The sequence below is a fragment of the Exiguobacterium sp. GL_137 genome (assembly GCF_057834585.1).
Map to the genome: position 1 here is coordinate 419,451 of NZ_CM174406.1, position 23,414 is coordinate 442,864.

The following is a 23,414-nucleotide window of genomic DNA, read 5'->3' on the forward strand; positions in this document are numbered from 1 at the left end:
TCCTTACCTTTCCGCGCCGCCGCCGCCGGAACTTCCGCCGCCGCCCCGGCTGCCACCGCCACCGCCTCCACCACCACGCATGATAGCGGAAAAGATGTTGATGATGGCAAAAAAGAACATCCCGCCGGTGAACTTCATATCGAGGAATAACAAGAGAACGAGACCTGCGCCAATCAGGACTTTTGCCCATGTACTCAAACCGTCGTCCGCACTTTTCTTAACCGGATCCTGCGATTCAAGCGACTGTTCTTTCGAAACGACACTGACGACCGCTTTATATGTTTCGGACGCCGCTTTACCATACTCGCCTTGATCACGATAGGGAACAGCGTACTTGTCGAGGATGCGTCCCGCTGTGATGTCGGTCAGAATGCCTTCGAGCTTATAGCCGACTTCGATCCGGAAGTTCCGGTCTTTTTCGTTTGGGGCCACGACAACGAGAATTCCGTTATCTTTTCCAGCCTGTCCAATACCTTGAGCCCGGAACGTTTCATTGGCATACGTGCTTAGATCTTGTCCTTTTAAATCCGGCACAGTCTTGAGCACGACCTGTGCCGTTGTATATTGTTCGAGTTCTTGCCCGAGACGAGCGAGTTCCGCTTCTTCCGACGCGGTCAGCAGCTGTGCATCATCCTGGATGAAGAATACTGCGCCCGTGCGTTCTGACACGGCTTCGGCAGTCGGAGTCAGAAGGAAGAAGACGAGGAACGCGGTAAAAAGCAGTCGCGTTCGTCGCCAAATCATTTCGAGTCACTATTGAAGTCGACCGTCGGATTTTCACGGTCACTTTCGGAGATTTCATAATATGGTTTTTTCTCGAAACCAAATGCCGAAGCATAAAGCGAAGTTGGGAAACTGCGACGTTTTTTGTTATAGACTGTCACAGCATCATTATAATCTTTACGGGCAATACCCAGACGATTTTCCGTTCCTTCGAGTGTATCCATCAACGATTGGAACCGTTCGCTTGATTTTAAGTCCGGATATGTCGTTTGCAACGCGATTAATCCACGAAGCGAAGAGGTGACCTGTTGATCGGCTTCAATCCGTTGTTCTGTTGAAGCAGCACGTGCTAAGCCGGCTTGTGCTTCAGCGATATCACCATACACTTTTTGTTCCTGACCGGCGACACCTTTGACGGTTTCGACGAGATTCGGAATTAAATCCGCCCGGCGTTTGATTTGATTATCGACTTGCGACCACTTATTTGAAACATCTTCTTCCACATTGACGAGACTGTTGTATTGTCCGATTGCTAAAAATGCAATGAGGACGACGACCGCAATCCCGATGATGAGAGGTAACTTGGAACCTCCACGATTTCTACGAGCCATAACGATGACCACTCCTTTTTTCTGTATCTCAACTATATATACCCTAATCGTTCTTAATTAGTTTCATGAAAATGAAAAACTACCAACGCTTCGCTGGTAGTTTGAGGATTACATGTAGACGATGACCGCAAGAATGGCTGCCAGGACAAGGCGGTAAATCGCAAACGGAACGAGTTTAATTTTGTTGATCAGTTTCAGGAAGAAACGAATCGACAGTAACGCAAAACCGAACGAAGCGATGAAACCGACGATGTAAAAGCTGAGGTGTGCCATTTCGATGTACTGCCAGTTTTTAACGAGTGACAAGGCACTTGCACCAAACATGATCGGAACAGCCATGATGAACGTAAAGTCTGCTGCCGTCCGGTGATTCATCCCGAGGAACACCCCTCCGGAAATCGTCGAACCGGACCGTGAGAAGCCCGGCCAAAGCGAGATACACTGGAATAGGCCGACAAGAGCTGCCTGGCGGTACGAAATCTGATCAAGCGTCGTTGTTTTCGGTTCTTTTGGTCCGAATTTATCAGCCGCAATCATCAAGATGGCACCGGCTGCAAGACCGATGATGACGGTATCGATGGAGAAGAGGTTTTCATCGATGAAGTCTTCGAACAACAGACCGAGAATGGCTGCCGGAAGTAAACCAATCAGGACGTGACGTAACTTTAATTTGTGTGTACCCGACGCATCGTGTTCACCTTCAATTTTGTAAAGACCGATTAAACTGAACAACCGTTTCCAAAAGACGACGATGACAGCTAAAATCGAGCCGAGCTGGATAACGATTTTAAAGGTATTCGCTGAGTACTTGCCTAGAAAATCTGTTGTTTGGAGCCACATGTCATCGACGATGATCATATGTCCTGTCGAGGAGACAGGGGCGAATTCCGTCATTCCTTCGACGAAACCGAGTAAAAGTGCTTTAAGTAATTCAATGATAGTCATGTTATTCTCCTTCTATATTTTTCTATTTAAAAACATATCATGTTTTATTCTTCTGAGATAGAACTAATCAAAATATCGGGCGCAAGTCTGAGACAAATGTGACTTGTTGAAAAAGAAATAAAGGAGTAAGCTATTCTTATAATCAAACAAACGTTTGAATGAGGTGGGAGAATGGAAGCGAAAACAGAACGTCTTCAGATTACAGGAATCGATTGTGCGAACTGTGCTGCGAAAGTGGAGCGGGGTGTTGCGAACGTAACAGGCATTGAACAGGCAGATTTGGATTTTGCCGGTCAGAAACTTTATCTGACGTATGAAAAGGACGTTGCATACGACGAGACGTATCAGGCAGTCATTGAACGGATTCAGCAGCTCGAACCGGATGTACAAGTGATACGGACAGCATCCGCAGAAGCAGTTGATCCGCATCAACAAGTGGGACATGACCATAGTCATCCGCACGATCACGGTCCATTTTTAAATCGTACGAAAAAAATACAATATAGTATCGGGATGATATCCTTCATCGGTGCCTTTTTTGTTCCGGGATCAATTGACCTTCTATTTTTTACGATTGCCTACTTTTTAATCGGTTGGGATGTCCTTCGAACCGCTGTAAGAAATACCCGGCAAGGTCAAGTGTTTGATGAGAACTTTTTAATGGTCATTGCGACGGCTGGTGCTTTTTTAATCGGAGAATATCCGGAAGCCGTCGCTGTGATGCTGTTTTATCAAGTCGGTGAGTTTTTCCAACACCGTGCCGTCGATCAGTCGCGTAAATCGATTGCCGCGTTGATGGACATCCGGCCGGATATCGCGACGCTTGAGGATGGCCGGCGTGTGAGTCCGGAACAGGTGAACATCGGTCAACGGATTATTGTCCGGGCAGGGGAGAAGATTCCACTGGATGGGACTGTTCTTGAAGGGGAAGCGTTCATCGATACGACGGCATTGACCGGTGAATCGATCCCGCGGCGTGTCCGTCCGACCGAGCCGATTTTAGCCGGGACGATTAATACCGATGGTCATCTGTTGATTCAGGTCGATCGACGATACAGTGAGTCGACCGTCGCTAAAATTCTGGATTTAGTCGAAAATGCGTCACGCCATAAAGCACCGACGGAAAAATTCATTACACGATTTGCACGGATTTATACACCGATTGTCGTCGTGATTGCAACACTTCTTGCCATCGTGCCGCCACTCGTTGTGACGGGAGCGGCTTGGAACGACTGGATTTACCGGGCACTTGTGTTCCTTGTCATCAGTTGTCCCTGTGCGCTCGTGATTTCAATCCCGCTCGGCTTCTTTAGTGGAATCGGTGCTGCTTCGAAACGCGGTATTCTTGTCAAAGGCGGAAATCATCTCGAAGCGTTACAACAACTCGATACGGTCGTCTTCGATAAAACGGGAACGTTGACGGAAGGTGTGTTTGAAGTCGTCGAACTGAAAGCCGTGCATGGATCGGAAGACGAACTGCTTCGCGTCGCAGCGACCGTTGAGCAACACTCGAATCATCCAATCGCAAAATCGATTCAACGGATGTATGCCCTGCATGGTTCTATTCCGACCGCTGTTCAAGACTATCAGGAAGTAGCCGGTTCCGGCGTCGCCGGACGGTTCGGCACGGATCAGATTCAGGCGGGAAATGCCCGGTGGTTCAAAGAACTCGGCTTGATGCCGCTCGATCAGACCGAAGACGGGACTTATGTGCATGTTGCCCGAAACGACAGCTACCTTGGATATATCCGGATTGCCGACCGTATTAAAGATACGACGATAGAAGCATTACGCGAACTAAAAACACTCGGGATTCGCCAGACAATCATGTTGACCGGAGACCGGCGGGAAACGGCGGAACGGATCGGGCAGCAAATCGGGATAACGCAAGTAAAGGCAGAACTGTTGCCACATCAAAAAGTGGAACAACTCGAAGCGATCTTAGATCAAGCAAAGGGACAGGTCGCGTTTGTCGGGGACGGAATTAATGATGCTCCCGTATTGACGCGGGCGGATGTCGGGATTGCGATGGGTGGACTTGGAAGTGACGTCGCGATTGAAGCAGCGGATGTCGTCCTGATGACGGATGAACCGAAACAACTGGTCGAAGCGATTCGGATTGCCCGGTCGACACGCCGGATCGTCTATCAGAACATTACGTTTGCATTAGGTATCAAAGGGATTTTCTTATTGCTTGGTGCCTTTGGTGTTGCGACGATGTGGGAAGCCGTTTTTGCCGATGTCGGTGTGACAGTCCTCGCTGTCCTAAATGCGATGCGGATTTTACGAAAATAAGAATTCAATCTACAAATAAAACCTCTCCCATATTTACACGGGAGAGGTTTTATTGATGTTACATCAGCCAAGTGCGACGTCAAGAATCATCATAACAGTGAAACCGACCATCAGACCAAGTGTTGCCAAGTCTGATCCGTTTTCAGCCTGTGATTCGGGAATCAATTCTTCGACGACGACGAAAATCATTGCGCCGGCGGCAAACGCCAAAGCATACGGCAAGAGCGGTTGAATAAAGAAGACGGCAGCAGCACCGACCATTGCAGCAATCGGTTCGACGATCGCCGACAATTGTCCGTAGTTAAAGGCACGCCGACGTGACATGCCTTCTCCGCGAAGCGGAATCGACAAAGCAGCCCCTTCCGGCATGTTTTGAATCCCGATTCCAAGTGCCAGTGTCAAGGCACCGGCAACGGTCGCACCATCCATGTTCAGTGCGGCGGCACCGAACGCGACACCGATCGCGAGTCCTTCCGGGATATTGTGGAGCGTAATCGCGAGAAACAGCAACGTTGTTTTTTTCAGACCGGTCGAAGGACCTTCAGCGGTTTCGAGCGGAGCGGATAAGTGCAGATGGGGAGTTACAAAATCCAGGAGGCGGACAAAAAAACCGCCTGCGAGGAAACCGATTGCGGCCGGCAACCAGGCAATCCCACCATCTTTTTCCGTAAATTCAATTGCCGGGGCAAGCAAGGACCAAAACGACGCCGCAATCATGACACCGGCTGCAAAGCCGAGCATCATATTCATGACCCGTTTTTCAATCGTCGTAAAGACGAAGACAAGTGCGGCCCCGAGTGCCGTCAATCCCCAGGTCATCATACCGGCAAGCAGGGCTTGCATGACGACCGGAAGTCCGGTAAACCATTCCATCATACCAATCAATCCTTCTTTCAATGACAATTCTTAAAATAAGTGCGTATCGTACAGCAGCTTCTGTCTCTTCTACCCGTTTTCGATCCGGATGATTCGTCCGAGCGGAATTTCAATCCGTGAGGACCCGCGCAAAACAAGGTACGCGCGCTCACGGTGAACCTGCTCGATGAATCCGGATGTCGTGACATAGCCTCTTTCACTATAATACGTGATTTCGAGCTCGGTTCCTTCTATTAATGATTGTTCGAGTAAAAAATGCCAAGGATACTGCAGTTGTTCATCGATGACAGGAAAATCGATGTGATATTTTTCAAGATAATAGGCTTTAAGCAACTGGATGTGTTCCGGCATCAAAAAGGGAAGCCACTTGAGATTTCCGCGGTCACGGTAACGTGTCATGTAAATCACCTCCCGGATGTCCGCCGACGAATCGGAGGCGGCGTTTCGCGACACTTGTATCGAGGAAAGACACCGCCAGCCGGATTGTTCCTTTTCCGTAACGTAAATTGACATGGTCGATGGCTTTTAATAACCGTTTTCTGCGCCAGACCTTTGTATTGTCTTCAAACAAGGACAATTGAAGTGTTCCCTGATCCGGGGTGAGTTGTCCGAGGGCGACCGATAGAAAGCGAACCGGTTCACCATCGAGCCAATTCGGTTCGAACAATTGGAGGACGTAACGCAACAACAGCCGTTCATCGGCGGTCGGATAAGGCAGGCGGAGCTGTTTCGAAAAGCCATCCCGGGTGACATGGCGGGAGTAGCGAACGCCGAGATGCACCGTCCAACCGACTTGATTAGAAAAACGGACCCGTGCGGCGACATCACCTGCTAATTCGGAGAGGACTAAACGAATCTGTTCGTACTGGTAATAGTCACGCATCAAGGTCACTCCATGGCCGATCGTTCGTTTGGCATCGGATGTGGTCTGAAATAAAGTCAGGGGATTGATGATCGTCGGAGAACTGTCAATTCCCCAGGCGTGATGCCAAAGTTCTGCCCCGATTACGCCGAACTGTTCGTGCAGATCTTCCACCCGTGCTGCTGCCAGGTCACCAATCGTTTCGATACCAAGCGCCAGCAAATGCTGTTCCATCATCCGTCCGATGCCCCACATTTTACGAATCGGAAAATCGTGCAGCAACCGGGAAACATCCGCATATCCGCATCGTGCGATGCCTTCACGTTTTCCACGTAAATCAAGGACCAGTTTTGCGATGAAATTGTTCGGACCAATCCCGATCCGGACCGGAATGCCGGTCTGATGCCAAATCGCTGTCTGGATTTTTTGAGCCGTTTCAACATCTGAGCCAAAAAGCCGTTCCGTTCCGGTCATATCGATAAAGTTTTCGTCAATCGAATAGATCCGGATCGCGTCGGGAGGTGCAAACTGATGCAAGACATCCAGTACTTCGATTGATGTTTTCATGTATGCCAGCATCCGCGGTTCGACGAGCACAATCTGTTTCCGCTCACGAGAAGGCAGCTGCTCAATTTGATAAAGACGACTAGCTGTCTTAATGCCAAGTTGTTTTAAGGCGGGACTGGCCGCAAGAATAACGGATCCGGATCGATGAAGGTCTGATACGACAGCGAGTTTCGTCGTCAAAGGAGGAAGGTTTCGGTAACGGCATTCGCAACTGGCATAGAAGGAGACACTGTCGACACAAAAGATGCGTCGATCGGGAAAAGAGATAGTCGGGTTCATCGGAAACACTCCTTGATACATAAAAGAACGTTTGTTCTTGTTTTTGATTTGACTATATCATGGTCTCAGTCGGTCTCAAATCAAAAAACCAAAAAAAGAGTCAATCTTTGCTACACTAAGAAAGATGAAAGTGAAGTAAAGAAAGAAGGGGAAGTACGTGAAAAAACAAATCATTCAATTACCCGAGTTACCGCATCAATTGACACCAGAAACCTTTGCGGATGTCGAAATCGATGACCCGTATCTGTACCAAACGCTGTATGAAAAAGAGACATTACCGGTCGAGCTGACAGAACGGCTGGACGTCAATCAAGTCTGTTTTCGGAACGTCTCGTTTGCAGGACTGGTTTTTGAACGGGCTTCATTTGAAAATGTCCGGTTTGAACAATGTGACTTGACGGGCTGCCAGTTTCAGGACAGTCGTTTTCACCGGATCGTCTTTGAGGATTGTCGTCTGACCGGGATTCACTTTGAGTCCAATACAATCGATCATGTGACGATCAAAAACTGTCAGGCTAATTATGCTCAAGTTATCCGGACAGCGTTACGTCACGTCGCACTGGAGCAGACGACGATGCGGGAAAGCCATTTCTTTGAAATGAAGCCAACCGATTTCCGTCTGCATGAAGTTGATTTATCGGAAAGCCAATGGGTCGAGACGGCGTTAAAAGGACTCGATCTGCGGCATGCCGATCTGTCCGGAATCACGATTGATCCACGCTTCTTACCGGGTGCCGTCGTTACGGAAAGCCAGGCCATCACATTTGCCCGTTTACTCGGACTCGTCATTCCAAGTCACGATTAACGATAAACAAAATGAAGTCCACTGTCCCGGTAGTACTCGGGACAGTGGACTTCATTTTGTTTAGAAGGAAATGGTTTCACCGTCATCCGGGATGAGGAAATGTGCGGACAGATGATGAGCGGCCAGAAAGTCGGCAATCATATCGCGGCGCAGGAGACAATGGTTGACGGTCTCGAGATGCGAGACGATGATCGTGGCTTCAGCCGCCGCTTCATGAACAGCAAGCAGATCACGCTGGGACATCGTAATCGGTTCGCCGGTCAGGAATTGTGCAGCACCACTGTTGACGATGATGATATCCGGCGCATGTTGTTCGATTGCCTTCGCGACTTCATCACACCAAATCGTGTCACCGGTGATATAGAGCGTCGGTTCGTCAGGATGTTTCAAGACGAGACCGGACACCGTACCCATCCGTTGACCGATTTCACCGACACCGTGTTGTCCCGACGTATGGGAGACACGGATATCACCGAGCGACAGTCCGTTCTCAAACGAAGATACATTCGTGAACCCGGCTTCGCGGATCGTGGCCGCATCCGACTCATTTTGTGCATAAAGCGGAATTTGTTTCGGTAACACTTCTTTTGCCGTCTCGTCAAAATGGTCGGCATGCAGATGGGTGACGAAAATCGCGTCCGGATCAAGTAACGTCGCGATATCGACCGGTAAGTCGACGAGCGGGTTCGGAACGGCATTAGGTGTGTGACCAAACGGCGGTAAGGTTCCTTTTTCACCGAGAAACGGATCGATTAAAAATACTTGATTGGCATAAGTGACGACGAGTGTCGCATTACGGATCTGTTGAATATCCACAGGCAGTCTTCCTTTCGGGTTGGGAATGTTTCACTGTTCGTTCATTTCCCATTCAGACGCCGGACTAATCATATCTGCTCGTCGATCGTTTTCGGAAGCAATTTTTCCATCGCCAGGACATCGACATAATACCCGTTAAGCATACCCTGTTCCTTAAATGTTCCGACAATCCGGAAACCGGACCGGATGTACAGTTTTTGACCGAGTCTGTTAAACGGAAACGTAAACAGAATCAACTTGTGGAACCCTTGCGTAATCGCGTGTTCTTCAATGACATGGAGCAGTTGACGCCCGATGCCTTGTCCGCGGTGGGTCCGGGTGATGTAGACCGACAGTTCACCGACCGATTGATAGACGGGGCGCGGATTGTAGGGGTCAAGTGAGATGAAGCCAAGGATCGTCGTTCCTTCATACGCTACAAACCCGGCATAGCGGGGTGTCCGTTCCTGATACCAGTCCTGCATGAAAGATAATTCCTTGGTATCCGTTTCAAGCGTCGCGATCCGATCTTCGATGCCTTCGTTATAGATGGCGAGGATGTCTTGTAAATCAGCTTCTTGGACAGGACGAATCATCATACACGTGACCTCCAATTCAAAAGAGTCTTTTCTTCATTATATAGGAGGAAACGAAAACAAGCGGTATGTTTGTAAGATAGGAATGGAGCAGAAAAAAACAGACAGCCGGATGGACCGGGCCGTCTGCTATTCGGATGTTTCCTCAGTTTGTAGTTTCGATCGGATTTTTTTCGTAAATCGGAACCCAACCATCCGTTGTCACGAAAATCCGGACCGCAACGACTTGGCGATCGTCCTGTAGTGTGAAGTAATGACGTGTATTGACGGGGACGGAAATCAGATCTCCGGGGTTCAGTTCAATGTTGTAATAGCCGACTTCGTCGTCCTGGATCGCAAACACGCCGTGACCGCTGACGATGAACCGGACTTCGTCATCCGTATGGTGGTGCTCTTTCTGGAAGTTGACGAGCAACTCATCTAAGTTCGGTGTCGCATCGGACAGTGAGATGATATCGGCCGTCTGGTAGCCGCGGCGTTCCGAGACGTCCGTAATTTCCGGCTCGAACGTATCGAGAATCGTTTGTTTGTCCGCGTCCGTCAGCGTATAGGTGTCGACCAGTTCTGCCGGGAGTTTCGAGACATCCCATTGTTCATACAGGACACCACGTGAAGAAAGAAAAGCGGAAACCTCGTTTTGATCCGTATACCGTTCGTTTGTCTTTTGGAAAAGTACTGTTGCCATTTTAAATTCCTCCTTTTAATGAATCGCCTGTCGGCACGTTTGCAGTTTTAACGTGTAGCTGAATAAAAATTCAAAGGCTTCCAACTGTTTTTTCGCTTCAAAGGCAGTCGGTGCCCAGACGGTGATCCCGTGATTGCGAATCAGGACGGCACCGCTTTCCGTTTTTACATGCCTGGCAAACACTGCGGCAAGAGTCGGGATATCCGCATGGTTCGCAATAACCGGTACGACGACTTCCGCATCTTCTTCCCAGCGGCCGAGTGCCTTGATGATTTCCTGACCGGTAAACCGGATTTCCCCGCGGTCTCCGTAGAGTTCTGAAATGACATTGTTGTCGACGGTATGGACATGAAGCGAGCAGCCGGCCGTCGTCCGGTTAAAAACTTCGACATGAAGTAACGTCTCCGCGGAAGGACGTCCGTTTTGTTCGCCGATCAATTGACCGGTCGCGTCAACATGGACGAAATCGTCTGGCGTGTCCTGGCGTTTATCTTTGCCGCTTGCCGTCACAAGAAATTCCGTCGGACTGCTGTTCGTTCGAATGGCGAGGTTACCGCTCGTGCCGGGAAACCAGTCGCGTGCGGCGAACTCCTGCTTGATAGCGCGGAGTTCTTCGTATCGTTTCAAGAATGTCATGCATGCACCCCCGTGGTCTGTAAGTGTTTGACGATGTCATAAAACGTTTCAAACGGCGTATAGGGAATACCGTGCTGTTCACAGAGTGTTATCAGATAATCCCGGGCATAGACGTGATCAGCCTTTTTCGCCAGTTCAAAATCCGTCACGGAATCGCCGATTGCGATGATCGTATCGCCGTCCTGCTTCAACTTCCGGGCGATTGACGTTTTACAACAGCCGCATTGATTGTTGCATGCCGCATCGCAAGCGTGTGGCCATTCAATCCGGACCGTCTCTTCACTGAAGTCACTGCCGTTGCAGTAAATCGTTTCATCTGTCAGTAAACAGGCAAGAATCGGTTGGACAAAAAAGTCAATTCCGCCGCTGACAATCGCAAAGTCGATTCCGTTTGATTTGGCAAAGGCGAGTAAGGTGTCGAAGCCGGGACGGATGACTGCCCGATTAATCAAAAAATCGATATACTCCTGTTTTCGATCTGAGGGCAACAATCGGAACATCTGTCCAACCCCGGACCGGATCGACAGCGACCGGTCGAGCACACCTTTTTTTAATGGTTCAAATGCTTCTTGCGGGGCAAACTCTTTCATCAAGGCGATGATGTTGTCGTGTTCCGTCACCGTGCCGTCGAAGTCACATAAAATCCGAGTCGTCATTTCGTGATCCCCCAGGCGTCAAGGGCGACCCGTAATTCTTCCTGCCGCGTTGCGGCACTTGTCAGCGATTCTCCGGTCAGTGCGGCGTCGAGCGCCTGACGAAATGCAAGGACACCGGCCGCTGCCCCTTGCGGATGACCGTGAACGCCGCCTCCGGCATTGATGACCGAATCGGTACCGAAATCACGGACGAGCTGAGCGACGAGGCCGGGATGGATGCCGGCGGACGGAACCGGCAGAATCGTCTTCGTTTCTCCGATTCGCGTCGCTTCAACGGCGATCCCGCGGGCCAAATCTTTGGCGAGTGCAACGTTACCATAGGGAGACGGGAACAATGTCAAGTCAGCACCGGCCAGTCGGGGTAACGTTCCAAGCAGAACAGGAGCCGAAATACCGTATTCAGGACTTGCGATCAAGGCACCGCTTAAGGCCGGGTGATTAAAAATCGGGACGGAAATGTCCGCATCGGCAGCCAACTCGCGCAGGACATCGAGTCCGTATGTAAACGTGTTGAGCAGGAAGGCCGTGGCACCTGCTTCAATCAGGCGTTTTGCCTGTTCCTTCAAGCCGAAGACGGGACCGCTTAACGTAATTGCATAAAGCGCCCGTTTGCCGGTGCGTTCATAATGGGCGTCGAGGACTTCCCGTCCGATCCGTGCCCGGTCGAGTGCCGGCGTCAACGGATTGTCGTATAGAATCTCATCATCTTTAACGAGATCGATGCCGCCCGCGAGCTGTGCTTCGAGTTGTTCCCGTAAAAAGACGAGGTCCCGTCCGATGACTCCTTTAAATATGCTCATCAACAGGGGACGGTCATGGACCTGAATCAATTGACGGACTCCTTCAATCCCGAATTTGGCACCGGGAAAGTCGTTCGTGAATGACGAGGGAAGCTGTAAGTCGGTTAACTTGATTTGTCCATCGAGCGACAGTTTACCGAAGACCGTCGTTAAGATAGCGGAAAAGTCCCGTGAGACGTTGTGTTCCGGATAACGGATCGTAATGTAACCTTTGCCGTCATGTTCTTCTGTATGGACGACCTGTCCTTTAAAGGATTCCAGTTGTTGTTGTTCCAAGTGATTTAAATCGGTCCATGAACCGACCGTCAGACCGAGCGCGATTTGCTCTGCCCGTTTCGGCAACTGATCAGTCGTTCCGAGTTGGTATGTTGCGGTAATGTACGCCATATGAATCGTCTCTCCCTTATTGAAAAATACAAAAATGGTCCCTCGTCAATGACAAGAGACCATGAAAAATTGCGCGTGGACTCTTATCTGTCAGCGTATTAGCTGCAAGAATTAGCACCGTGCCAAGTGGTCGGTTGCTGCGACATCGTAGGGCTCGTCCCTCCGTCTGCTCTTGATAAGAATTGGATGAAATTGTGAAATCTAATTGCAATTTTTACATGAGATCCATCACTTGTCAAACTATATTTTGAAAATTTATTTTTTTGAAAATACTTCTTCTATAGACGGTTCCGTTTTTGAATCCGTTTCACTAAAAATTGGAATTGACAGACGGCCAGCAACGCACGTAGTATTCAAATCAACATCAAATCACATGACAACTACATATGACTCTTATCGTGAGTTGGCAGAGGGAATTGGCCCGAAGACGCCGCAGCAACCGACCATCCGGCACGGTGCTACATCCAACAGACATTCGTCTGAGAGATAAGAGGACGGAGTATTCTGCCGCGCCTCTTTTCTTTGACGAAAAGAGGCGTTTTTTCGTGTGATCAACAAGGAGGAAACCAGAATGGGATACCAAGCATTTACAGTACAGGACGCGATTGAACGGGTCCGGACACTCGGATTAATCGGCAATGAACCGGTGACGGCAGAAGAGATCGGGGACGGGAATTTAAATCTCGTTTTCCGGATTCAGGAAGGAGAAAAACGGCTGATTTTAAAGCAGGCGTTGCCATATGCGAAAGTCGTCGGGGAAAGCTGGCCGCTGTCGCTCGAACGGGCCTGGATTGAACAATCGGCCTTAAAAGAATTCGCAAAAGTCGCTGTTCCTTTCGTTCCGCACGTCTACCATGCGAGCAAGGAAGAAGCGTTTACGGTGATGGAGGATTTGTCGCATTTGACGATCGCCCGGACCGGCTTGCTCGAAGGGGAAAAGTATCCGTTACTCGCGGAACACATCGGTTCGTACCTGGCGCGGACACTGTTTTATACGTCGGATTTTGCGCTTGGACCGGTCGCGAAAAAACAAGTGGCGCGGAACTACTACAATCCGGATCTCTGTGATATCACGGAAAAATTGATCTTCACAGACCCGTTTTATGATGCGGAAACGAATGCGATTGAAGCAGGCCTCGAAGCGGAAGCGGTTCGGTTATGGCAGGATGCAGAACTGAAACGCGAAGTCGCGAAACTGGAAACACTGTTCATCACAAAAGGTGATGCATTATTGCACGGTGACTTACATACCGGAAGTATTTTTGCTTCAGCCGATGAAACGAAAGTCATCGATCCCGAGTTCGCCTTTTACGGACCGTTTGGTTTTGATGTCGGACAATTCATCGCCCATCTCTGCTTTGCCGCGTATCCAAACTATGCCGAGTTACGGGATGGACGGGTGAAGGATATCGATACGTTTTGGCTGACCTTTGCGTCGACGTTCAAAGCATTATGGGAACGCGAAGCGGTAGAGCCGTTCCGTTCGGCGGGCGGACTTGTCGACGATGTCCTCAGTACGATTTTACAGGACGCACTGGGCTTTGCCGGTTGTGAGTTGATTCGGCGGACGATTGGATTGGCACCGGTTGCGGACCTCGAGAACATCACGGACGCGGGGGAACGACTTGAGCGGAAACGTCATGCGTTACGTCTTGGAGTGGCATTGATCAAACGCCGGACCGAATGCAAGACGTTCACCGATTTACGGAACTTCGATTTGACGGAGGAACTCAGCCGATGAGCCAATTCGTCCAAAGCATCATCTATGACAACGGGACGGTGACGATTTTGGATCAGACCCGGCTCCCGGAAGAAGAACGATACGAGGTTATCCATGACTTGGCGCAAGCGATTGACGCCATCAAACAATTACGTGTCCGCGGTGCCCCGGCCATCAGCCTGTTCGGCGGCTTCATCCTTGTGCAGGAAGCATTCCGCCGGACGACAGGGTCACTTTCTGAAGCGAAACAAGAACTGTTGACGGTGTCGGCCCAATTGCTCGCAACCCGGCCGACGGCGGTCAATTTGCGGAACGTGCTTGATGAGCTGAATCAAATTATTGTCTCGAGTACGGCGCTTGCCGAGTTACCAAAACGGTTGGAACAAAAGGCGCTCGAACTGTATGAAACGGATGCCAAGACATCCCGGCAAATCGGGATCCACGCATTGGAATTATTTGAGTCCGGTGACCGGGTTCTGACGATTTGTAATGCCGGATCGATTGCGACAGCGGCTTACGGGACGGCACTCGCCCCGTTTTATCTCGCGAAAGAACAGGAAATTCTGCTCTCCGTTTATGCATCGGAAACGCGGCCGTTACTGCAGGGAGCGCGTCTGACGACATGGGAACTGCAACGGGCCGGTATTGACGTGACCTTGATTACCGATAATATGGTCGCCCATACCATCAAAGAAAAAAACATCACCGCCATCATCGTCGGTGCCGACCGGATTACCCGAAACGGGGATACCGCGAATAAAATCGGGACGTTTCAACTGGCATTACTGGCCCGTGCTTTCGGGATTCCGTTTTATGTCGCGGCACCCCTTTCGACCTTTGATTTGACGAGCTTGTCGGGAGACGAGATTGAGATTGAAGAACGCGATGCCCGTGAAGTGACGCAATTCGCAGGGAAAGCAACGGCGCCGGCCGGTGTGGCCGTCTTTAATCCGGCGTTTGACGTGACACCGCACGAATTGATCACGGCAATCATTACGGAACTGGGAGTCATCAAGCATCCGTCCGTCGAAACGATCGAGCAGACAATCGGACAACAAATACGTTAAACAGACTGGGGAGATCGAAATGAAAAAATTAGCATTTGCGGTACTTGCACCGGCGGTCTTGCTGGCTGCTTGCGCCAATAGCGAAGCGACACCGACGAAAAAAATCAGTGGTGTACCGGAAAGTGTCCAGGGAGACGTCAAAATTGCCGTCATCCGCAATCTGGCATCCGATGACCATACGAAACAGTTTTTGGACGGAGCTCGTTCGGAAGGGGAAGCGCTCGGTTTTCAGGTTAACACGTTCATCTCGGAAGGCAATGACGTCAAATTCAAGGAACTCGTCGCCCAAGCCGTCCAACAGGATTATGACGGACTGATTATCTCGCACGGAAAAGAGGATTATGCCTACGACATGATCAAACCGGCGATCGACAAAGGGATCAAAGTCGTGACGTTCGATACAGTGACAAAGAAAAAGGACCAGACGTTAAAAGGCATCACGGAAACGTTCCAGGATGATCATAAACTGGCACAGCTTTCACTCGATGAAGTAACGAAAGTCAAAGACGATCAGCCGGTCCGGGTCATCAAACTGTGGTTCGGTCCGGGATTTGCCCCGCTTGACCGCCGTCAGGAAATCTACAAGACATACGAAGCAGACGGAAAAATTAAAACGCTTGAAACAGTCGGACCAACGAACTTCCAGGATGTCCAAGGCGATATTGCGGCGAAGATGAACGCGATTCTCGCCAAATATCCGAAAGGAAGTATCGATGCCGTCTGGGGTGCTTGGGATGAAGTCGCCAAAGGAGCCTATAAATCCTTAAAGGATAACAAACGTCAGGAGATTCCGTTGATTTCAATCGACGTTTCGAACCAGGACATCAATCTGATGCGTGAAAAGGGCAGTAACTGGGTGTCGACGAGTGCCGTCGATCCGCATTTGATCGGACAGACGGATATGCGTCTGCTGGCGAAAAAGCTGGCCGGGGAAAACACACCGGACACTTTTGACCTAGACGCTAAACTGGTCGAACAAAAAGCACTGAAAGCCGATACGACGATGTACAATCTCGATACGATCATCAAAGGCTGGAGTACGTCCGAAAAGTTCAATGAACCGTGGATGGAAAAACTGCGGAAAGCGAATGACGGGAAATGACCCGTCCGGTGAAGGAACAACGACTGGAGATGCAGGGAATTTCAATCGAATTCCCCGGCGTCAAGGCGCTGGACGATGTTGATTTTTCCGTGGGCCGCGGGGAAATCCATGCGCTTGTCGGAGCGAACGGAGCCGGTAAATCCACGTTGATGAAAGTGTTGGCCGGGGCGTACGATTCATATGACGGAACGATTTGGTTTGACGGTGTACCTCTGACAATCGATTCACCGGCTGCCGCAAAACGGGCCGGGATTGAAATCGTTTATCAGGAAGTCGATACGGCACTGGTCGGTTATTTGACCGTGGCGGAAAATATTTGTCTCGATGTGCTGACGAACGGACAGCTGAAAGGGTTCATCAGACGGCAGCGATACGAGGAAATAGCCGAACGTGCTTTACGGAAACTGAAAGCATCAATTGATGTCCGGCAGCGGGTCAGCGAGTTGCGTCTGGCCGAAAAACAACTGGTCTTGATTGCCCGCGCCTTGGTCCAGGAGAGCCGGTTCCTGATATTGGATGAGCCGACCGCCCCGCTCAGCGGACGGGAAACGGAGCAACTGTTTCGCATCATTCGTGAGCTGGCAGAGACGGAACAACTGGGCGTCATCTTCATTTCCCACCGGCTGCAAGAACTATTTGAGATTTGTGAATCCATTTCTGTCATGCGGGACGGCAAGCTGGTGTCACGTCAGCTTCTTGCCGGACAAACAAAGGAAACAGTCGTCGAACAGATGCTGGGCCGGCGTCTGCGCCAATCGAAACGGGAAGCGCGTCCGGCGGGTGCACCATCACTTGAACTCGACCGGGTCACAGTCGCCGGACAACTGGATGACATCTCGTTAACCGTCCGTGCCGGAGAAGTGATCGGAATTGCCGGACTCGTCGGTGCCGGTAAGACGGAACTGTGTAAAACGATTTTCGGATCGCTTTCTGTCACTTCGGGATCGATTCGTCTGCATGGAGAAACACACCGCCTTCGTTCGCCGAATGATGCAGTCCGGCTCGGTATTGGGCTGGTGCCGGAAGAACGGCGGAAAGAAGGGATTTTAGTCGCAGATCCGATTGACCAAAACATGACGGCAGCCAGTCTCCAACAATTCGTCAACCGGTTCGGATTTATACAGAAAACAAAGGAGCGGACCGCAGCTCAAAAAATCGTGCAGCAACTGTCGATTAAAGTCAGCAGTACCGAGCAACGTGCCGCCGACTTATCCGGCGGGAACCAGCAAAAAGTCGCCATCGGGAAATGGTTGCTGGCAGACGCGTCCGTCCTGGTATTGGATGAACCGACAAAAGGCGTCGATGTCGGGGCGAAAGCGGAAATCTTCCAAGTGATTGATCAATTGGCTGCAGAACAGAAAGCCGTCATCTATGCGTCGAGCGAACTGGATGAACTGCTGGCTGTGACCGACCGGATTTATGTCATGTATGACGGACGGATCGTGTTTGAAACGACCACTGCGGAAACGACCGAAGAACAATTATTGTGGTATGCAACAGGAGGACAACAGAATGAATGATGTATTGCAAAAACCGACGGCAAAGCCGGACGCACCACGAACCGCACCGGGAAAACCGTTATTACGCTTTTTGAACGACTGGGGCATCGTCCTCGCGATTGTTGCACTTATTCTGTTCTTTGCCATGACGGCGCCGAATTTCTTACAAGGGACGAACCTGGTCAATATTTTACGAAGCATCTCGATTGTGACCATCATCGCCATCGGATTAACGGTTTCGTTGACGGTCAACGGCTTTGACTTGTCCGTCGGTTCAACCGCAACCTTTGCCAGCTCGCTCGTCGTCTCTTTTTTTGTCTGGTACAGCCTGCCGCTCGGCGTCTCGATTGGTCTGGCCCTCGTAATTGCCTTGGCGGTCGCACTCGTCAACATTTTGTTGATTGTGAAGTTTAAGATTCCGGATCTGTTCGCCACACTTGCGACGATGTTCATTTTTGAAGGCGTCGCGATGACCTATACCGGTGGCGGATCAATCAGTGCCGGGATGCCCCGTCTCGACGGAACACCGACGGTCGGATTGATTCCGGAGTCGTTTTTAAAAATCAGTCAGGCGCCTTGGATCATTCTGATCATGCTTGTCGTCGTCGCCGTGACGCATGTCTTTTTGAACCATACCCGGCATGGACGTTTTTTGTACATCATCGGCGGAAATCCGGAAGCGGCCCATCTGACCGGAATCCGGGTCAACCGGTACCGGGCACTCGCTTATCTGATTGCCGGATTACTGGCGGCTGTCGGCGGGATCTTGCTGGCGTCGCAAGTCGGTTCCTCCCAAATCAATGCCGGATCCGGTTATTTGATGCCGGCTGTTGCAGCAGCGTTCATCGGTTCTTCATTTGCCGGACAAGGGAAGCCGAACGCGCTCGGCACACTCGTCGGTGCTTGTCTCGTCGGAATTCTTGAGAACGGGCTCGTCATGTTGTCGGTACCGTATTATTCACTGAACATCATCAAAGGTGCCGTTTTGGCGCTTGCCTTGGCTTCGACCTATTACCGTTTCAAAAAAAATTAAAAAAAAGTGGTTTAACTTCGAATAGAATCGGTAATATTCAGTATATGAAAGGATGGTGATGCACATGAATGATTATCAATGTATAGGGAACGATCGCATGTCGCTTCGAGAAGAAGAGGATCACCGGACTTGACGGACGCAACATGACAATAGACACGAAGTGATTCGTGTTTTACGTGCAGATTGCACGGTTCAAGAACGGTTTACGATATGTGATCGTTCCTGAAAGCAGGAAGGGGGAGTCGCGAACAGCGGCGCCCCCTTTTGTGCGTATTCAGCTATCCCTATGCCTTTAAAAGCATCGACAGATATGAGATGATATAAAAAGTCAGAAAATTCAACTACTAAACAGCAAGGGGCCAGACAATGCGAACATATACGAAGGAGATTCAAGCGATCATCGACAACGTAGAAAAAGTAATCATCGGAAAAGAAAACGTGATTACACAATCTTTAGCAGCATTACTTGCCGGAGGTCACGTCTTACTCGAAGACGTACCGGGTGTCGGAAAGACGATGCTCGTTCGCGCATTCAGCCGTTCGATTGGTTTGACATTTAAACGTGTCCAATTCACACCTGATCTGCTGCCGTCCGATTTGACGGGGGTTTCGATGTATAACCAAAAGACGAGTCAGTTTGAATACCGGCCGGGTCCTTTGATGGGAAACATTGTCCTGGCAGATGAAATCAACCGGACCTCACCAAAAACACAATCTGCATTGCTCGAAGGGATGGCGGAAGCGAATGTCACGGTGGATGGAGAAATTCACACGCTTCCTAATCCCTTTTTTGTCATGGCGACTCAAAATCCGATTGAACATGAAGGGACGTATCCGCTTCCGGAAGCCCAACTCGACCGGTTTTTGATTAAGGTCAAGATGGGTTATCCCGACTTTCAACAAGAAATGAAGCTATTGACGCGGTTCGAACGGGATGAACCAATCGAGACGCTCGAGTCCGTTATCACACGTGACGAATTGTTACGGATGAAAGAGGCGGTGAAGGACGTTCATGTCTCTCAACCGGTTAAAAAATATATCGTTCAACTGATCCAGGCGACACGGACGCATGCATCCCTTTATCTCGGAGCCAGTCCGCGGTCTTCGATCGCCCTGATGAAAGTGGCACAAGCCTGGGCGTACATGGAAGGACGGTCATTCGTCTTACCGGATGACGTCAAGGAGCTGTTGACGCCTGTGCTCTCGCACCGCCTGATTTTAACAGCGGACGCACGCTATCACGGACAGACGGCAGAACGAATTCTCGAACAAGTGAAAAAAGAAGTCACCGTGCCGATTCAGCAGGATGTGGAGTCCTTATGACGAGATGGCAAATCGGTTGGCGTTACGCCGTCTTGCTGATCACACTCACCGCGTTATGGGTCTATGCCCGGATTGACGGCGGGAATGTCGCATCGCTGTTGGTTTATGTCATGGCAGGATTGACCGTGTACTGGACACTGTTTTTGATTTGGCCCGTCACGCAAGCGTTGGCGACGCGGGAAGTCTCCAATAAGATGTTGATTGCCGGAACCGATATACCGGTCTCGCTTCAAGTACGACGGAAGTTTCCGTTCCTTGTAGGGGCCGTCGACGTGACGGAAGCCGTTCCGGATGCACTCAGTGAAGAACCGCTGAATATCCGGCATCCGCTGCGGGCACATTACCGGAAAGTCGAGCACATTGATTATTTGATTCCATCGATCCGTCGTGGACTGTATCAAATTCCCGGTTGTGTACTGGAAATACGCGATCCGTTCGGCTTGTTCATGCGGAAAAAGCTCTATCCGGTCGAAACATATCTGGCAGTCGAACCTGCCCGGTTGGCGGTTCAACTGCCGCACGAAGATGACCGTGGCGACGGCGGGATTTCTCCCGTTTCACTCGATCTCCGGCAATCGTCCTTTACGGTCGTCGGTGTCCGCGAATACGTCAGCGGGGACCGGATGAATCAGATTGACTGGAAATCGACCGCGAAACGGCAGGGATTGATGACGAAAACGTTTGAACGGGAACAGGAACGCGAGACGACGATTGTATTTGACGAAGGAACGGTCAGTGATGAGAACTTTGAAAAAAGTATTTCCATGCTGGCTGCCGCGACGGATCAACTGAACAAACGTCATCTGAATTACCGGATTCACCTCGTCGGGCACGGTGTGCAGTCCTTATCGTTGCCGCTTGAAGGCGCGAAGTTGACCCACTATCTGATGACGGCGCAACCGAGCCGGACCCGGTCATTCATCGAATCCTGGGAATACTCTTCGAAAGCGTTACGACTGAGCGGAAATGTCCTGTTCATCACACCGGATCTCGAATCCAACAATGAAATGTGGATTTCGAAAGTCCGGCAGGAAGCAAGCGTTCATGTCTACACACCAGAGAGGAGGACGACCGGATGATACGACGACTGATTTGGAATCTGCTTGCAGGATTACTGTTTGCGAGCTTCATGCCGCCGTTACTCGAACTGACGACATTTGAGAGTGTCATTCCGTTCTTGCCGCTCCTGTTGACCCCCCTCCTGTTGTCGCATCTGCGGCGCAGCTGGTTTTTACTCGGCAGTCTGCTTGCGTTACTCGTTTCGTTTTACTTTATTTTGATTCCCGGAGAAGCACCGTGGAACTTGTTCCGTGAAATCGCGGGCGACATCAACCGTGTCATCAACGGAGAGTTACCGGGACGTCCGGCATTTGCCTTCTCGATTGGACTGATCAGTTTTTTGATCAGCTATTTGGCGCGGCGGACGTTTCCGAACCGAGGCTTTGTTTTCGGGCTGGCGCTCGGCGTCATCGGCTTCATTGCCTACTGCGACACATGGACGGATTACTCGGGAGAACAGTTCATCATCTATCCGATCGTCCTGGCACTGTTTCTGTTGTATGCGACAGAAGTCAGCGAACGTCCGACGGCGTCTTACGTCCGTCCGCTCAGTGCGTTGCTTATCATCGGAGCGACAGTGGTTGCTGCTGTTCAAAGCCCGGTCATTACGGCGACGTGGCAGGATAGCTGGTATGACTGGACCGATGGTTTCGAGAGTGAGGGCACATCGTCGAGCCGGATTCAAAAAGTTGGCTACGGCAACAACGACGAGCAGCTCGGCGGTCCGTTCCAGATGGACGACCGGGAAGTCTTTCAGGTCGAAAGTGAAGGCAGCCGTTACTGGCGTGTCGAGACAAAAGACGTCTATACCGGAAAAGGCTGGGTCCTGTCGAAATCAGAACCGGAAATCGATTCGCGGGGATTTTTCTCGCACTTCGGAGATGATGTCAAGACACGGGAAGAACGGGCGACATTTGAACTGTCACGGGAGCTGCCGTTTGTGCCGTATAACGGGGACAATGTCCGTTTGAGTGTAGATAAGCAACGGCAAAATCTGTTGATTGATCCGGAAAATCAAAAGGTCTCGTACCTGGATGATACGGAACGCCAGCAAAATTATCAGATTCAATACACGTATCCGTTGTTTACGGAAGAATTGCTCCAGACGGATGAGCCGATTACATTGTCGGAGGTGGAGCAGGACCGGTATTTACAGTTACCGGATACGTTACCGAATCGTGTCCGAGATCTCGCGGAAGAGATCGTCGCGGACGAAGACAGTCCGTGGGACAAAGCGAAGGCGATCGAAAGTTATTTTGAGCAGGAAAACTTCGAATACAATACGGAAGAAGTCGCCGTACCGGAAGAAAATCAGGATTATGTCGATCAATTTTTATTTGAGACGAAACTCGGCTACTGTGATAATTTTTCGACGTCCGCGACCGTGTTATTACGCGCTGCCGGTTTGCCGGCCCGCTGGGTAAAAGGATTTACGGGCGGCGAATCGGATGTCATCGGGGCAGCCGTGACGAGTTATACGGTCCGCAATAAAAATGCCCACTCGTGGGTCGAAGTCTATATCGAAGGACCGGGTTGGGTACCGCTCGAACCGACCGTCAGTTTTGACGGAGCCGGACAATATACGATTGATCAGGAAACGAATAATGAGACCGAACAAGCGAATCCGCAACGCGATACGGAGACCGATACGGAAACCGCAACACCGGAACGTCCGCAGGAGAATCTGCTGGATGAAGAACAAACGACGACAGCAGCGCAGACCGAACAACAATCGTTTCCGATTTGGCCGGTTGTCGGTGTAATCGTCGGACTGGTATTCTTGTATCTCTTCCGGAAACCGTTGACCCGGACCGCGGCGATTTTATTTTTCCGCAACCAGCTTCATCGTCCGGAAGGATTCAAGCGGATGTACCGTTTCTTATTGCGCCGTCTCGACAAACAAGGCTTCCGCTACAAGGACGGCCGGACACTGACGGAACTTGCGCATGAGGTTGACGGATATTACGAAACGTATGCGATGCGTCCGTTGACGGATGCCTATGAACGGATGGTCTACGGAGGCGAATCGTTATCGGTTGATAAAAAACGTGAATATTTCGAAAATATCATTCGACGGATAGAGGGTTGATATT

Annotated in this window: 22 protein-coding genes and 2 riboswitches; of the genes, 10 read left to right on the forward strand and 12 right to left on the reverse strand. The window is 50.4% G+C overall.

Translation table 11 applies throughout. The features are described from left to right. Positions 1-3: 3 nt before the first annotated feature. From AC3IRK_RS02285 to AC3IRK_RS02295, 3 genes are all read right to left on the reverse strand, one after another. Positions 4-744, reverse strand: a complete 741-nt coding sequence (locus AC3IRK_RS02285) for a TPM domain-containing protein (RefSeq protein ID WP_489170367.1) — start codon at positions 742-744, stop codon at positions 4-6. Beyond that, positions 741-1,334: a LemA family protein gene (locus AC3IRK_RS02290; RefSeq protein WP_114597089.1), complete on the reverse strand. Its 594-nt coding sequence runs from the start codon at positions 1,332-1,334 to the stop codon at positions 741-743. The genes AC3IRK_RS02285 and AC3IRK_RS02290 overlap by 4 nt, the downstream gene beginning before the upstream one ends. Positions 1,335-1,442: 108 nt before the next feature. Beyond that, complete coding sequence (locus tag AC3IRK_RS02295; protein WP_489170368.1) at positions 1,443-2,279, reverse strand: undecaprenyl-diphosphate phosphatase; 837 nt, start codon at positions 2,277-2,279, stop codon at positions 1,443-1,445. 171 nt (positions 2,280-2,450) lie between these two features. Here AC3IRK_RS02295 and AC3IRK_RS02300 point away from each other — a divergent pair, with 171 nt between their 5' ends. Beyond that, positions 2,451-4,574, forward strand: a complete 2,124-nt coding sequence (locus tag AC3IRK_RS02300; RefSeq protein ID WP_489170369.1) for a heavy metal translocating P-type ATPase — start codon at positions 2,451-2,453, stop codon at positions 4,572-4,574. A 63-nt stretch (positions 4,575-4,637) separates the two neighbouring features. Here AC3IRK_RS02300 and AC3IRK_RS02305 read toward each other — a convergent pair whose 3' ends face one another. The 3 genes from AC3IRK_RS02305 to AC3IRK_RS02315 all read right to left on the reverse strand — a co-directional run bounded on the left by AC3IRK_RS02305 (position 4,638) and on the right by AC3IRK_RS02315 (position 7,158). Continuing rightward, a complete protein-coding gene (locus tag AC3IRK_RS02305; RefSeq protein ID WP_012369327.1) occupies positions 4,638-5,450 on the reverse strand; it encodes a ZIP family metal transporter in 813 nt (270 codons plus the stop codon). A gap of 69 nt (positions 5,451-5,519) precedes the next feature. Then, complete coding sequence (locus AC3IRK_RS02310) at positions 5,520-5,849, reverse strand: YolD-like family protein (RefSeq protein ID WP_489170370.1); 330 nt, start codon at positions 5,847-5,849, stop codon at positions 5,520-5,522. Continuing rightward, on the reverse strand, positions 5,833-7,158 hold the full coding sequence (locus AC3IRK_RS02315) for a Y-family DNA polymerase (protein WP_489170371.1): 1,326 nt from the start codon (positions 7,156-7,158) through the stop codon (positions 5,833-5,835). Before AC3IRK_RS02315 ends, AC3IRK_RS02310 begins: the two co-directional genes overlap by 17 nt. Positions 7,159-7,315: 157 nt before the next feature. On the opposite strand from AC3IRK_RS02315, the gene AC3IRK_RS02320 reads away from it, so the two are divergent. After that, positions 7,316-7,963 (forward strand): pentapeptide repeat-containing protein, encoded by a 648-nt coding sequence (locus tag AC3IRK_RS02320; RefSeq protein WP_131973302.1) that lies wholly within the window; start codon positions 7,316-7,318, stop codon positions 7,961-7,963. 60 nt (positions 7,964-8,023) lie between these two features. Here AC3IRK_RS02320 and AC3IRK_RS02325 read toward each other — a convergent pair whose 3' ends face one another. The 6 genes from AC3IRK_RS02325 to AC3IRK_RS02350 form a co-directional block, all read right to left on the reverse strand. After that, complete coding sequence (locus AC3IRK_RS02325) at positions 8,024-8,779, reverse strand: MBL fold metallo-hydrolase (RefSeq protein WP_426354680.1); 756 nt, start codon at positions 8,777-8,779, stop codon at positions 8,024-8,026. 68 nt (positions 8,780-8,847) lie between these two features. After that, positions 8,848-9,357 (reverse strand): arsinothricin resistance N-acetyltransferase ArsN1 family A, encoded by a 510-nt coding sequence (locus AC3IRK_RS02330; protein ID WP_131973300.1) that lies wholly within the window; start codon positions 9,355-9,357, stop codon positions 8,848-8,850. 142 nt (positions 9,358-9,499) lie between these two features. Beyond that, on the reverse strand, positions 9,500-10,039 hold the full coding sequence (locus AC3IRK_RS02335) for a 1,2-dihydroxy-3-keto-5-methylthiopentene dioxygenase (protein ID WP_489170372.1): 540 nt from the start codon (positions 10,037-10,039) through the stop codon (positions 9,500-9,502). Between the two features lie 15 nt (positions 10,040-10,054). Then, positions 10,055-10,675: a methylthioribulose 1-phosphate dehydratase gene (locus AC3IRK_RS02340; RefSeq protein WP_489170373.1), complete on the reverse strand. Its 621-nt coding sequence runs from the start codon at positions 10,673-10,675 to the stop codon at positions 10,055-10,057. Further along, complete coding sequence (locus AC3IRK_RS02345) at positions 10,672-11,331, reverse strand: 2-hydroxy-3-keto-5-methylthiopentenyl-1-phosphate phosphatase (RefSeq protein ID WP_131503419.1); 660 nt, start codon at positions 11,329-11,331, stop codon at positions 10,672-10,674. Before AC3IRK_RS02345 ends, AC3IRK_RS02340 begins: the two co-directional genes overlap by 4 nt. Beyond that, the gene (locus tag AC3IRK_RS02350; RefSeq protein ID WP_489170374.1) at positions 11,328-12,518 is read right to left on the reverse strand and encodes a 2,3-diketo-5-methylthiopentyl-1-phosphate enolase; all 1,191 of its coding nucleotides are present in this window, start codon (positions 12,516-12,518) and stop codon (positions 11,328-11,330) included. The genes AC3IRK_RS02345 and AC3IRK_RS02350 overlap by 4 nt, the downstream gene beginning before the upstream one ends. A gap of 80 nt (positions 12,519-12,598) precedes the next feature. Then, positions 12,599-12,700: riboswitch (SAM riboswitch) on the reverse strand. 208 nt (positions 12,701-12,908) lie between these two features. After that, positions 12,909-13,011, forward strand: a riboswitch (SAM riboswitch). 78 nt (positions 13,012-13,089) lie between these two features. Here AC3IRK_RS02350 and mtnK point away from each other — a divergent pair. The 8 genes from mtnK to AC3IRK_RS02390 all read left to right on the forward strand — a co-directional run bounded on the left by mtnK (position 13,090) and on the right by AC3IRK_RS02390 (position 23,410). Further along, positions 13,090-14,259, forward strand: coding sequence for an S-methyl-5-thioribose kinase (mtnK, locus tag AC3IRK_RS02355; protein ID WP_131503421.1), 1,170 nt, complete (start codon positions 13,090-13,092; stop codon positions 14,257-14,259). Further along, positions 14,256-15,305: an S-methyl-5-thioribose-1-phosphate isomerase gene (mtnA, locus tag AC3IRK_RS02360; protein WP_188005122.1), complete on the forward strand. Its 1,050-nt coding sequence runs from the start codon at positions 14,256-14,258 to the stop codon at positions 15,303-15,305. Before mtnK ends, mtnA begins: the two co-directional genes overlap by 4 nt. 19 nt (positions 15,306-15,324) lie before the next feature. Next, on the forward strand, positions 15,325-16,407 hold the full coding sequence (locus tag AC3IRK_RS02365) for a sugar ABC transporter substrate-binding protein (RefSeq protein WP_426354686.1): 1,083 nt from the start codon (positions 15,325-15,327) through the stop codon (positions 16,405-16,407). Continuing rightward, positions 16,404-17,927: a sugar ABC transporter ATP-binding protein gene (locus AC3IRK_RS02370; protein WP_131503424.1), complete on the forward strand. Its 1,524-nt coding sequence runs from the start codon at positions 16,404-16,406 to the stop codon at positions 17,925-17,927. Before AC3IRK_RS02365 ends, AC3IRK_RS02370 begins: the two co-directional genes overlap by 4 nt. Beyond that, on the forward strand, positions 17,920-18,939 hold the full coding sequence (locus AC3IRK_RS02375) for an ABC transporter permease (protein ID WP_131973292.1): 1,020 nt from the start codon (positions 17,920-17,922) through the stop codon (positions 18,937-18,939). The genes AC3IRK_RS02370 and AC3IRK_RS02375 overlap by 8 nt, the downstream gene beginning before the upstream one ends. Positions 18,940-19,305: 366 nt before the next feature. After that, on the forward strand, positions 19,306-20,262 hold the full coding sequence (locus tag AC3IRK_RS02380; RefSeq protein ID WP_489170375.1) for an AAA family ATPase: 957 nt from the start codon (positions 19,306-19,308) through the stop codon (positions 20,260-20,262). Then, complete coding sequence (locus tag AC3IRK_RS02385; protein WP_214855653.1) at positions 20,259-21,341, forward strand: DUF58 domain-containing protein; 1,083 nt, start codon at positions 20,259-20,261, stop codon at positions 21,339-21,341. Before AC3IRK_RS02380 ends, AC3IRK_RS02385 begins: the two co-directional genes overlap by 4 nt. Beyond that, the gene (locus AC3IRK_RS02390) at positions 21,338-23,410 is read left to right on the forward strand and encodes a transglutaminase TgpA family protein (RefSeq protein WP_489170376.1); all 2,073 of its coding nucleotides are present in this window, start codon (positions 21,338-21,340) and stop codon (positions 23,408-23,410) included. Before AC3IRK_RS02385 ends, AC3IRK_RS02390 begins: the two co-directional genes overlap by 4 nt. Positions 23,411-23,414 lie beyond the last annotated feature (4 nt).

Excerpts from the sequence above, each read along its gene's own strand:
- AC3IRK_RS02285 (WP_489170367.1), bottom strand. The coding sequence starts at position 744 with ATGATTTGGCGACGAACGCGACTGCTTTTTACCGCGTTCCTCGTCTTC.
- AC3IRK_RS02290 (WP_114597089.1), bottom strand. The coding sequence starts at position 1,334 with ATGGCTCGTAGAAATCGTGGAGGTTCCAAGTTACCTCTCATCATCGGG.
- AC3IRK_RS02295 (WP_489170368.1), bottom strand. The coding sequence starts at position 2,279 with ATGACTATCATTGAATTACTTAAAGCACTTTTACTCGGTTTCGTCGAA.
- AC3IRK_RS02300 (WP_489170369.1), top strand. The coding sequence starts at position 2,451 with ATGGAAGCGAAAACAGAACGTCTTCAGATTACAGGAATCGATTGTGCG.
- AC3IRK_RS02305 (WP_012369327.1), bottom strand. The coding sequence starts at position 5,450 with ATGATGGAATGGTTTACCGGACTTCCGGTCGTCATGCAAGCCCTGCTT.
- AC3IRK_RS02310 (WP_489170370.1), bottom strand. The coding sequence starts at position 5,849 with ATGACACGTTACCGTGACCGCGGAAATCTCAAGTGGCTTCCCTTTTTG.
- AC3IRK_RS02315 (WP_489170371.1), bottom strand. The coding sequence starts at position 7,158 with ATGAACCCGACTATCTCTTTTCCCGATCGACGCATCTTTTGTGTCGAC.
- AC3IRK_RS02330 (WP_131973300.1), bottom strand. The coding sequence starts at position 9,357 with ATGATGATTCGTCCTGTCCAAGAAGCTGATTTACAAGACATCCTCGCC.
- AC3IRK_RS02335 (WP_489170372.1), bottom strand. The coding sequence starts at position 10,039 with ATGGCAACAGTACTTTTCCAAAAGACAAACGAACGGTATACGGATCAA.
- AC3IRK_RS02340 (WP_489170373.1), bottom strand. The coding sequence starts at position 10,675 with ATGACATTCTTGAAACGATACGAAGAACTCCGCGCTATCAAGCAGGAG.
- AC3IRK_RS02345 (WP_131503419.1), bottom strand. The coding sequence starts at position 11,331 with ATGACGACTCGGATTTTATGTGACTTCGACGGCACGGTGACGGAACAC.
- AC3IRK_RS02350 (WP_489170374.1), bottom strand. The coding sequence starts at position 12,518 with ATGGCGTACATTACCGCAACATACCAACTCGGAACGACTGATCAGTTG.
- mtnK (WP_131503421.1), top strand. The coding sequence starts at position 13,090 with ATGGGATACCAAGCATTTACAGTACAGGACGCGATTGAACGGGTCCGG.
- mtnA (WP_188005122.1), top strand. The coding sequence starts at position 14,256 with ATGAGCCAATTCGTCCAAAGCATCATCTATGACAACGGGACGGTGACG.
- AC3IRK_RS02365 (WP_426354686.1), top strand. The coding sequence starts at position 15,325 with ATGAAAAAATTAGCATTTGCGGTACTTGCACCGGCGGTCTTGCTGGCT.
- AC3IRK_RS02370 (WP_131503424.1), top strand. The coding sequence starts at position 16,404 with ATGACCCGTCCGGTGAAGGAACAACGACTGGAGATGCAGGGAATTTCA.
- AC3IRK_RS02375 (WP_131973292.1), top strand. The coding sequence starts at position 17,920 with ATGAATGATGTATTGCAAAAACCGACGGCAAAGCCGGACGCACCACGA.
- AC3IRK_RS02380 (WP_489170375.1), top strand. The coding sequence starts at position 19,306 with ATGCGAACATATACGAAGGAGATTCAAGCGATCATCGACAACGTAGAA.
- AC3IRK_RS02385 (WP_214855653.1), top strand. The coding sequence starts at position 20,259 with ATGACGAGATGGCAAATCGGTTGGCGTTACGCCGTCTTGCTGATCACA.
- AC3IRK_RS02390 (WP_489170376.1), top strand. The coding sequence starts at position 21,338 with ATGATACGACGACTGATTTGGAATCTGCTTGCAGGATTACTGTTTGCG.